We start from the raw sequence: 10,552 nt of genomic DNA, 5'->3' as shown, positions 1-10,552 counted from the left end.
CAGCCCAAGCCGGCAAGAATGCCCCTGCGGATGCCGTTACCTCAGCTTATTGCGAAGCCATGCCCCGTGCTCGTGACTGAGCCCTTGCTACTACGAGTGCCCCCGCCGGTACGGTTCCAGCGCCCGGTACAGAAACGTAGTCTGAGAACTGATACTCGGCTGAGGTCGGTACGTTGGCGACCGAAGCCACGGCCTGGGTCTGTGTTCATCGTCATGCATCCCCGGTTCTGGCCGGTCGTCAGCGCGAGTGCAGAATCCTAAACCCTGCTGTAAGTACCTGGCTCGAAGCGACGGCAGCAAGCACCAGGGCCGTCTCCTTGTTTCCCCAGCCGGTGAAGAGAACTCGATTTCGATCGATGCCTCTCGCACAGTCAAGCACTTGGCCGTCCAGTACTAGGGCGACCAGCGTATCCCGGTTCTGCACCACGCCAGCCACTGCTGAATCACCACTGGTAAGTTCAAATGATATTCTCGGCTCCGGTAGCGGCTCTACTTCGGCCTTGACTTCGTATTGTCCGTTCATCAAGATGAGTTCTCGCAACGCTACCCTGAATGACACATCGTCGCCGACCACAAGCCCGGAGTCAGGCCTGGACGAGCGCGTCGCGGTCCACAGCTCGATTCGGCCGCGCGCGAGCAAGAGCGCAAGAGCAGCCGATGACGTTCTGCGTCCCAGGGCAAGGACTAGCCGGCCGCAGCGGCGCTCAAGCCGATATTCCAAGTTCAGTCGTTCAAGCCGCCGCCGTAGCGTCGCAACCGTCTGGCCAAGTGCGGCCCTCGACAGTTTCTTTTCTGGTGCAATCATCACTTCCTGTTCGGCCACGAAAGGTGCAACAACGGTTCCCGCACGGTTGAACTGGTCGAACCTGGCCTCCCATTCCAACCCAGCCCGGACTCCGGACTCTGGGTCTTGAGTTATCCTTTCCCTGGATTCCGTGACAAACACTCGCAACGGCAGGCCAGACACACGGTCAATCTCAAGCTCACCCGCAAGCTTCTTCTGTCGCGCTGGATCAAGGATCGGAAGCCAGGGCTCGAATCGGTACCGGTACTTTTTCTTGGTCGAGTCCTGAAACATCATTTCCTTGCCTGCCAACACCTGGTTGACCTGATCAAAAATTCTGGTTTCGACACCGCGGCTGGCCCTTTGCCAGCCACCCCTAGTCTTCTCATACTGGCGCTCGCCAATAGCCCGAAACTCAACGCGCTCCAGACTATCGCCTCTGCGCCAGTAACCGGTCCACACTTCGCAGTCCGGCTTGTGCCAGAAGCCGGCGAAATCCGCACCGAGCGCGAATGGTGTAGCGGTATGGTATCTCAGCCGGAACCGGAACGACTCAAGCGCAGCCAGCCTTGACCAGGCCTGCTTCGGAGCTGTCTGTGCATCAACTGGCGGGCCGGGATTCGCAAACCGATAGCAGCTAACAACGGACAGGAAACACAAAGGACAGAACTTCAACGGTGCGGCGGACAAGAAACGGGATACGCTAGCGACAGAACCATGATCGACCATTTTACCGAGTAGTTTCGTCTTTAGTTTATCCCCTACCCTTGCTACTTCGTCGTCTCCTAGAAGTCCGCTCCGAGTCCGAAGATGAACTTCCAGCTCTTGTCGTCGGTTGCTGACAGTGGCTTGGCAAGATCAAGCTTGATGTCGAACAGCGAGATGCCGAAACGTACCCCAAACCCGACCCCAAGCTTCAGGTCCTGAAGCCGACCGTCACTCCACACCCTCATCCCTCTGCGGAAGACCATTCCGCCGTCCGCAAACAAGCTACCCCTTATTCCGCCGATTTCCAGCGGCAGGGGAAACGCCAGTTTGAGCCGGTCAACAAACGGAAAGCGCAGGTCGAGACCAATGAACCCGGCTGAAGTGCCGGTGTTGTAGTAGAACTCGCCAGGATTGTATCCCCGCACCACCAGTTGTCCGGGCGCATATTCAAGGAACCGAACCCCGCCGATGTAGTACCGGTCCGCGTCTGGACCGAACCCAGCGATTCCAAACAGGTTGGACGCAAATACAAACCTCCGGCCAAACCGCTGGTAGTTACGTAAGTCAAGGTACACATCCTGGAATATCCGGTCAGAGAAAAACGTCGCGTCGCCGCCCAGCCTGGTCCGGGTTCCGCGCGCCGGGCCGTTCTCATCCCAGAACGTGTTGTCGAACACAAACGCGCTCGACCCGTAAAAAACTTTCTCATGCCACAGCGTGTCGAGGTACCAACCTTGCTCGTAGGGTGGGTCAAGCCACGTATCGGCCTCAACTTCGCTGAAGTATCCGGTCAGTCCTGCTTCAACTCTCGTGAACCGGTCGAACGGATACGCGGCCAGCGCTTGAGCACCACGGTCCAAACTGAACACTATCTCGCTGTAAGGCACGTATAACGGAACGTCAAGAAACTGGAAAACAGCAAATCCGTAGTCAATCCTGTTTGGCAAAAGCCAGTATTGGAACACGAGGTTGGAATTAAGAATATCACCGTAAAGATCGGTGTACAGCTCAAACCGATGGTTGCCGAGCATGTCGCTGAAAGCCACATTTATCGTCCCGGCGAACCCGCCGGTTGCGCCCAGCCCGTACGATGCCGCGCCCGCGGCGTAGTCAAGGGAAAGGCTGAAACCCGCAGGCTTCACCCGCTCAAAGTCCAGCCCCTGCCGTGTGAAACGGAAAGTGTCGGTCTGTTCCTGGAATCCCGGAACCGTATCGTAAGGAATCCGCTCCAATGGGTCGAGTACGACCGCAACGTCAAACCCTACGTCGTGGAAGTAAGAAAACGCCAGCTTCCGGTCGTCGCGCGAGAGCGACAGGTAAGACACCTCACCCAGAAGGTCGGTACGACGCACCACCTGCCCTTCAGCCAGCGAGTAGCAGTATATGTTCCGTCCTGAATCGGCTCCGACGTAGAACACATAGTCTCCCGAATTGGTAAAGACTGGGTAACCGGCATCTGAGTAGCGTTCGGTTATCCTCGTCAAATGGCCGGATGCAGTACGCAGCCAGACCGCATAACGGCCCGGGGTCCACTCCTCGCCAGGGTCTGGTCGGTCAGACACGAATGCTAGGGTTTCACCACCGGGCGAAAATGCTGGGTCCTTGTCCTCGTACATGTCATAGGTGATGCGTTCCGGCTCACCACCCGACGTGCGCACAACGTAGATATCGCTGAACCCGTTCTTGAGCCCGACGAAGCTAACCCGGCTGCCGTCCGGTGAAAACATCGGTGTGTAAATTGCGTCCAGACCGAATCCGAGCCGTCGGCGCACCCGACCGCTTGCGTAATCCACGACCGCGATGTTGTCTCGACCGGCGCTCCGCGTCACAATTGCGACTGATTTCTCGTCCGGGGACCAGGCGATACCCGGCCGCAACAGGTGCATCGTCTCAAAACCGCCTGAGCGCTCGCCCCGGATCAGCCGCTTGAGCACGCTGCCGTCTAGTGCCGAAATCACGTAGCAGTCCGCATACTCCAGCCGGTCTGAGATCATCGCGATTTTGGTCCCGCTCGGCGAAATCCTGGAAGCGGTGTTATAGACTGAACCGTCCTTGCGATGGTCAGTAAGCTGCCGGCAAAGCGTATCGAAAACCACCAGCTTACCGACCTGCGGCCAGTAACGAATGCGCAGCCACTTCTCCCACTCCTCGTTCATCCGCGCAACACCCTTACCGAACACGGCATTGAACGTTCCCTCCATGTTCCGCTTGTTCTTCAGGGTATGCATGAATTCATATACCTTGTTCCGGCCATACTTCTCGGCTACGAACTCGAAGAACGACTGGCCCTCGCGGTACACAAGATACCCCATGCGGTCCGACAGCCTGTCGATCGGCACCAGTCGGTTCGCAAGCACAAGGTCTCGCATGAACACGTCCGAGCGGACGTTTGCCCAGCCGGACTGGAACTCAGCGAATCCCTCCAGTACCCACAGTGGAATCTCAAACTCACCCACTGCGCCGAGCAGCGCCGACAGTTTGGACCGGTAGAACATCTGGAATTCGAACAGATGGGCAAGCTCGTGGCCGATGACATGCCGCAGGTCATAGTACGAGCCGTTGAACGGCACGACGATTCGGTTCTTGAACAGTTCTGAGAAACCACCCACCCCCTCTTCGATGACTTCGGTGATGACATTGGTCTCGGAAAACTGGGCCGGTGAGAGATAGAGGATCAACGGGACCCGGTAGTCAAGCCCGAACCCTAGCTCTCGCTCAAAACGCTGGTAGTAGTCCTCGGCGACCTGGGCTGCAAACTCAGCCATCGTCTCGCCCCCGGGATAGAACAGCACATTGAAGTGGGTTGTGGCAAGACTCTGAAAGCTATATTCGCGGGTTTGCACCTTGTTCTTACCGAAATAGGAAAACTGGGCCAGGCCGGCACCAGCAGCCAGTAGCCAACAGCAAGTGGCCACCAGCATCCGTCTGTTGCCTGTTACTGGTTGCATGTCGCTTCTCATAGTCTCGTCGGGCACTGGTGATTGGTCACTATGTAGTTAGACCCTTCTTGCTCTGCCTACCGGCGCTTGCGGTCTGAGTCGGTGAACATGAACAGTTTATCCGCGACGACATAGCCCCAAGCCATGTCTGGCGTCGTGTGCCCGAAGCACACTTGGCCCCGGGCGTCAATCCCGACCAGACCGCACATTATCTTCCGGCGCTTGGCCTCGGCGATTACCAGAATCGCTGCGGTCGCGGCCGGTATGGTCTTCATCCGCTCGACTATGTCGCGGCCCAACCCAATGCGGACAATTGCCTCGCCGTGGCCGGTGCACGAGACCGCGCCGGAAGGACCAGCATACACTCCGGCGCCCGGAATTGCCGAGTCTCCAACCCGGCCCGGGAGCCGGCCAACAATACCGCCCGACGAAGTAGCCGCGGCCAGAACACCGTGCTTGTCGTACGCAACCGCGCCAACCGTACCCATCTTGTGCGTCTCCGAGACCGACCCGCCACCTCTCTCCTCAGCCTTAGCCCTAAGTCGAGCCGCCAGCCTCGGAAAGTAATCAGAAACTCCTTCCTCCTTGAACTTTGCCAGCCGTTCTCTGGCCCGCTCGGTTACAACGTCGTATTCTGGGAAACCCATCTGACGAGCGAATGCTTCGGCCCCACGGCCACAGAGCAACAAGTGGTCGGTCTCGGTCATAACCTTGTGTGCCAGGAGTATTGGGTTTCTGACCCCGGTCACCGCGCACACGCCGCCGAACCTTCCATCCTGGGTCATCACCCCCGCATCCATTTCAGCGACGCCTTCAAGGTTCAGGCTTGAGCCAGTCCCGGCGTTGAACACTGGGTTGTCTTCCATAATTCTTACCGTCTCCACCACAACGTCCAGCGCGTCGGCACTCTGGCGCAAGAGACGGTATCCCTTCTCCAGTGCCTCGGCAAGCCCGGCTGCTGATGCGGCTGGGTCTGGCAGTACTCCGGCCCCACCCTGACAGATAAGTGCTAATGGCCCGTTCATTGCATGACGTCGGGCTCTGGGCCTCCAAGGTTCAAAGATTCTAGTGTCCAGACCTTGGACTTCTCGAGCCATCGGACCCCTGGGTCCGTTCCTTTGCTGCGGAATGTGCAGAACATTGTTCTAGTGCTGGCACTTTGGGCAGAAGTAGCTTGAGCGGTTGCCGAACCTGAGCCGTCGGACTTCTGCCCCGCAGCCTGCCCGGCACAGCTCTCCAGCGCGGCCGACCACCTTGAGCCGTCTTTGAAATCTGCCGCTCTGAGCCCCAGTACGCAAGTAGCGTCCGTCCTTGAGCGTCGTGCCACACCATCTGATACCGTCGCGCAGCACCGAACGTAGGCTACGGCACAAGCGAGCGACCTCAGCTCTGCACAAGCTTCCTGCGCGTCTTGTCGGTCGGATCCCGGCCCGGAACAACGCCTCGTCTGAGTAGATGTTACCTACACCACAGCACACCCGCTGGTCAAGCAGCAGACTCTTGATGCTTGCTTTTCTTCCTTCAAGCCTTGCGGCCAGATAACCCGCAGTGAAATCCGGTGCAATCGGCTCTGGCCCCATCTGCACCATTCCGGCAAGGCAACGAGGATACTTCTGGTTGTTGACCAGGTACACTCTACCCAAAGCTCTCGGTTCGACAAACGAAAGCGTCGCCCCACCGGAAAGCATAAACCTGGCCCGTTCAAACCTTGGCTGGGAACGGCCATTGCCGATTTCCAAATGCCCGCTCAGCCGCAGATGGAATATCAGTTCATCGCCGTTTTCCAACTCGAGGACAAGATACTTGCCGATTCTCCTCATACCGGTAATCTTTCGCCCGACAACTCCCTTTGTGAACTGCCGCACCGACGGAAAGCCAATAATATCCGGTCGGCCTACTACTACTGCGCGGACAGTCCGGCCAACCACGACCTTTGCCAGTTCGCTTCGTATCGTCTCGACTTCAGGAAGTTCAGGCACTGAAGCGGTGTCTCGGTAGTCCGTTACCAGGGTAGCAGGCCGGCAAACTGTTCACTCCTCGTGTCTTGCCGTCTGGCCACCTAGTCGCCTCACCTGCCATCGTTCTCTATTTCAATCCTGACAGCATCGTCTCGTTCGAACCCGCGGACTCAAGCAATTCCACTGCCCGTTTAACCTGCGGGTCCCGGCGCAGCCTCATCTCGTAGTCACCCCTCATGCCGGCGACCTTGGAAGCCACTTCCCGCTCAATGCTGGCCGCAAACCAGTCGCGTGCCGAGTCGAACTCGGCAGCGGTGAACTCCATCTTCTTGACGTTGCGCAGATAATCGGCGAACTCATCCAGAACCGCGGGCGTAGCAGCAAAACTCATACCCACACCGGGATGCTTCTGCACGTAGTCTACCGCGAAGTCGAAGTACGCGTCACGGTTCACCTTCATTTCGAACTCGCTCAGTTTCTCGTACGGCACGTACACGTCCGGCGCAACGGCCCCGCCGCCATAGACCGTGCGCTGCAGCCGACCCAAGGTGTGAAACAGCGCCGGCGCCGCATTCGTATCCTCAACGACTTCGTCGTTCTCATCGCGTTTACGGTTGATACAGCGGCCGGCCGGCGTGTACCAGTATGCGGTCGTGATCCTCACCGCCATATCCGCAGAAAGTGGTTCAACGTTCTGCACCGAACCTTTGCCGAACGTAGTATCGCCAAGGACTACACCCCGCTCCCAGTCCTGAATTGCGCCGGCCACTATCTCTGAGGCCGAAGCACTACCCCGGTCCACGAGGACGATCAAGGGGAAATCCGGATGCGGGTCATCGGTCTGAGCCAAGTAGCTTCGCCGGCTCTGAGGAATCCTGCCTTTAGTTTCGACGATTACCTTGCCAGCCGAAAGGAACAGATCCGCAACCTCGCATCCTTCCCGGAGCAACCCGCCGCCGTTTGACCGCAGGTCAAAGATTATTTTCTTCGCGCCCTTCTCAAACAGCGAGTCGAGCGCACGCGCAAGTTCCCGGCTTGCAACTCTGGAAAAGTCCGCCAGCCGTACGTATCCAATATCTTTCCTGATCATACCGGCATAGGGAACCGCCTTGATATTTATGACCTCGCGGGTAATCTCAACAGGAATCGGCTCACTTACCCCAGGCCGCCCGATCTTGATCCTAACCTTGGTTCCTGGTTCGCCGCGCAATACCTTGATTGCGTCTTCGGTCGTGAATCCCTTGGTTGACTTACCTTCGATTTCGACAATCCGGTCGCCGCCACGAATTCCAACCCGCTCCGCTGGCGTTCCTTCAATCGGTGCAATCACTGTCAGAACGTCACCCACGATGCCGATGTGGATGCCAATACCGCCGAAGTTCATTATAGTCCATGCCCTCCAGAAGACTGGTATGCGGGTCTAGCGACTCGAGCATTCCGCGCATCGCCGCGTTTATCAGCTTATCGGGTTCGACTGGCTCGACATAGGTGGTCAAAACAAGCCCGACTACCCGGGAGAAAAGCTGCAGGCTCTGACCCAGTGTCGCCCCCCCCTTCTCGGCCCACAACCGACCGAAAAAACCGCCCAGCAGTGCGGCCACAACAATCGAGGCGACCAACGCCGCTCTTCTTTTCATCGTTGCAACAAACCCTTTCTTTCCAAAAAGCCTTCAACCAACAAGAAAACCGAAGCAGCCAGTTGCTCCGGGGCTTGGGTGCCGTCCAGCACCTTCACCCGTTTAGGTGCCCGGCGCGCCATCCTGAGATAGCTGTTCCTGACCCGCTCATGAAATTCTACCTGTTCCTGTTCCAGCCTGTCAAGTTCGGTTGCTGCCTTGCGTTTGCGTCCGACCGAAACCGGCACGTCCACAACGATGGTCAGGTCTGGTCGTGTTCCTGCAGTTGCCAGCTTGTTTAGCCTTGAAACGACCTTCTCGCCCAGCTCCCGTCCCGCACCCTGGTACGCAACCGATGATTCGGCATACCGGTCAAGTACTACTATCCTGCCAGCCGTAAGCCAGGGAAGTATTTTCTCCCGCACGTGCTGATTACGGCTTGCGAGGTAAAGAAACAGCTCGGTTCTAGCATCCATCGCACGATTCGCCGGGTCAAGGAGTATGTTGCGGATGCGCTCGCCAATTTCAGTTCCGCCAGGCTCACGTGAAAACTCACACGGCAACCCGCGCTTCCGCAGTGCCTTGACCAGTAACTCTGCCTGGGTTGACTTGCCTGAGCCCTCGACGCCTTCGAATGTTATCAGGACCCCACGCATCTTGACCGCTGTTGCCTGTCAGCTGACAGGCGACAGCCGGATGTTGGTCATTTCTTCTTGTTTCCGTATCTCCTGATGAACGCCTCGGTCTTGTCGCGGCAGACGTCATCCGGGAACTGGACTGGCGGCGTCTTGAAGAAATAGCTTGAAGGTTCAACGATGCTACCCGATAACCCATTGTCCAGCGCCAGCTTGGCGCAACGGACAGCATCAATCATCACGCCGGCCGAGTTCGGTGAATCCCACACCTCAAGTTTCAGTTCAACGTTCAGTGGCACGTCACCGAACGTTTGCCCTTCCATCCGCAGGTAACACCACTTCCGGTCCTTGAGCCAGGGCACGTAATCCGACGGCCCGACGTGGACGTTCTCCGCACCGAGGTCGTACTTCAAGAGCGAAGTTACCGCACCGGTCTTGGAGATCTTCTTCGAAGCCAGCCGGCTGCGCTCCAACATATTCATGAAGTCGGTATTCCCGCCAACGTTGAGCTGAGATGTCCTAAGAAGCTTCACACCGCGGTCATTGAAGAGCGACACCAGCGTCCGGTGTACGATCGTTGCACCGACTTGAGACTTGATATCGTCTCCCAGCACCGGCAGACCGGCTGCCTTGAACCGGCGATGCCAATACCGCTGCGAGGCAATGAAAACCGGAATCCCGTTCACAAACGCGCACCCAGCCTTGAGTACCTGCTCTACGTACCACTTAGTCGCCTCTTCGGACCCGACCGGTAGGAAGTTCACCACCACATCTGTCCGGGTCTGTTTAAGGATTCGCACGATGTCCGCGGTCGGCCCGGGGGCTTTCTCGATAATCTGCGACAGATAGTATCCGAGTCCATCATGGGTCATACCCCGGATTACCTTGACTCCGGACTTCGGTACGTCGGCAAATTTCCAAGTATTGTTCGGATACGTGAAGATGGCCTGCGACAGGTCCTTTCCCACCTTACGCTTGTCAATATCAATACCGACTGTGAATTCGATATCCGAAATGTGATAGCCACCAAGGTTCACGTGCATTATTCCTGGTATCGAATCGCCGTCCTTGGCGTTCCGATAGTAATGCACGCCCTGGACCAGACTACTAGCGCAGTTACCGACACCGATGATGCCGACTCTCAACTTAGGCATGATGCCTCCTTACAGATTCCAGCATGAGCTAGGAAGATAGGCGTATTCCTGCTGGCTGTCAAGTGCGTGCGAACAAGCGCATGCCCAAGGCGGCTTGAGCGCCGCTACGACTCAGTTGGGCTCCATCTTCTACCAGCGGTTACCGGACGAGTAGCCTCGGTTGCGTCCACCCCGGCGCTGGCCGCCGGAACGGCCACCGAAACCGCCGCGGCGCCCGCCCTCGGTGCGCTCGCGCGCCGCGTTGACCGTGATTGGCCGGCCGTCCAGACTATGCTGGTTCAAGGCAGCAATCGCAGCTGCTGCGGCCGCATCCTGGGCCATCTCGACGAACGCGAATCCTCTCGAGCGGTCGGTGAACCTGTCTTTGACGATGTTTACCGACGAAACTTCGCCGTGCTGGGCAAACAGATCACGCAACTGGTTCTCGGTTGCGCTGAATGGAAGGTTCCCGACGAATATCCGCTTGGCCATCTGTTTCCTCCGGTCAGTTGTTGCTTGAGAATCGTTCCAGTGACCAACGGGTCTTCGCAGTGCTGACCGGTGGGTTCTGAACGCCCACAAGCGTCTTCGGGCCCGGCTGATTCTAGGCCGGGTACGGACCCGCGATACCCGACAGCCAATCCTAAGCCGCACCGCCCCAAAGTCAAGGGGTCGCGTTGCCTCACCAAAAATGTACTCGAAGCTACCCCGTTGCCTCACGTAAGAAAAGTACTCGAAACAGGAGGCATAATCTGACCAGCCCTTACCATGAAAGGAGT

General features: G+C 57.7%; 9 protein-coding genes. All 9 read right to left on the bottom strand.

Annotated elements, in window-relative coordinates; genetic code table 11:
- Positions 1-238 precede the first annotated feature (238 nt).
- Positions 239-1,459 carry a hypothetical protein gene (locus ABIL25_09510; protein ID MEO0082506.1) on the bottom strand — a complete coding sequence of 407 codons (1,221 nt, stop codon included), beginning with the start codon at positions 1,457-1,459 and terminating at the stop codon, positions 239-241.
- 110 nt (positions 1,460-1,569) lie between these two features.
- Positions 1,570-4,440, bottom strand: coding sequence for a BamA/TamA family outer membrane protein (locus ABIL25_09505; GenBank protein ID MEO0082505.1), 2,871 nt, complete (start codon positions 4,438-4,440; stop codon positions 1,570-1,572).
- A 68-nt stretch (positions 4,441-4,508) separates the two neighbouring features.
- Entirely contained in the window at positions 4,509-5,456 is a 948-nt protein-coding gene (locus ABIL25_09500; GenBank protein ID MEO0082504.1) for an isoaspartyl peptidase/L-asparaginase, read from the bottom strand.
- Between the two features lie 120 nt (positions 5,457-5,576).
- Positions 5,577-6,410 (bottom strand): bifunctional DNA-formamidopyrimidine glycosylase/DNA-(apurinic or apyrimidinic site) lyase, encoded by an 834-nt coding sequence (mutM, locus tag ABIL25_09495; protein ID MEO0082503.1) that lies wholly within the window; start codon positions 6,408-6,410, stop codon positions 5,577-5,579.
- 106 nt (positions 6,411-6,516) lie between these two features.
- Positions 6,517-7,773 carry a S41 family peptidase gene (locus tag ABIL25_09490; protein MEO0082502.1) on the bottom strand — a complete coding sequence of 419 codons (1,257 nt, stop codon included), beginning with the start codon at positions 7,771-7,773 and terminating at the stop codon, positions 6,517-6,519.
- The gene (locus tag ABIL25_09485) at positions 7,730-8,026 is read right to left on the bottom strand and encodes a hypothetical protein (GenBank protein MEO0082501.1); all 297 of its coding nucleotides are present in this window, start codon (positions 8,024-8,026) and stop codon (positions 7,730-7,732) included. Before ABIL25_09485 ends, ABIL25_09490 begins: the two co-directional genes overlap by 44 nt.
- Positions 8,023-8,661, bottom strand: a complete 639-nt coding sequence (tmk, locus tag ABIL25_09480) for a dTMP kinase (protein MEO0082500.1) — start codon at positions 8,659-8,661, stop codon at positions 8,023-8,025. The genes ABIL25_09485 and tmk overlap by 4 nt, the downstream gene beginning before the upstream one ends.
- A 47-nt stretch (positions 8,662-8,708) precedes the next feature.
- On the bottom strand, positions 8,709-9,794 hold the full coding sequence (locus ABIL25_09475) for an inositol-3-phosphate synthase (protein ID MEO0082499.1): 1,086 nt from the start codon (positions 9,792-9,794) through the stop codon (positions 8,709-8,711).
- 129 nt (positions 9,795-9,923) lie between these two features.
- Positions 9,924-10,552: hypothetical protein (locus tag ABIL25_09470; GenBank protein MEO0082498.1), on the bottom strand; the 629-nt coding region annotated here is incomplete at its 5' end.

The organism is candidate division WOR-3 bacterium (genome assembly GCA_039801365.1).
GTDB lineage: Bacteria > Hydrothermota > Tepidihabitantia > Tepidihabitantales > Tepidihabitantaceae > JBDRUN01.
The sequence above is the reverse complement of the archived record's forward strand: the minus strand, read 5'-3'. Positions and strand labels throughout refer to the sequence as shown.

Bases quoted from the DNA above. Each gene is read 5' to 3' on its own strand.
- ABIL25_09500 (MEO0082504.1), bottom strand. From the start codon at position 5,456: ATGAACGGGCCATTAGCACTTATCTGTCAGGGTGGGGCCGGAGTACTG.
- ABIL25_09490 (MEO0082502.1), bottom strand. From the start codon at position 7,773: ATGAACTTCGGCGGTATTGGCATCCACATCGGCATCGTGGGTGACGTT.
- ABIL25_09485 (MEO0082501.1), bottom strand. From the start codon at position 8,026: ATGAAAAGAAGAGCGGCGTTGGTCGCCTCGATTGTTGTGGCCGCACTG.
- ABIL25_09505 (MEO0082505.1), bottom strand. From the start codon at position 4,440: ATGCAACCAGTAACAGGCAACAGACGGATGCTGGTGGCCACTTGCTGT.
- ABIL25_09475 (MEO0082499.1), bottom strand. From the start codon at position 9,794: ATGCCTAAGTTGAGAGTCGGCATCATCGGTGTCGGTAACTGCGCTAGT.
- tmk (MEO0082500.1), bottom strand. From the start codon at position 8,661: ATGCGTGGGGTCCTGATAACATTCGAAGGCGTCGAGGGCTCAGGCAAG.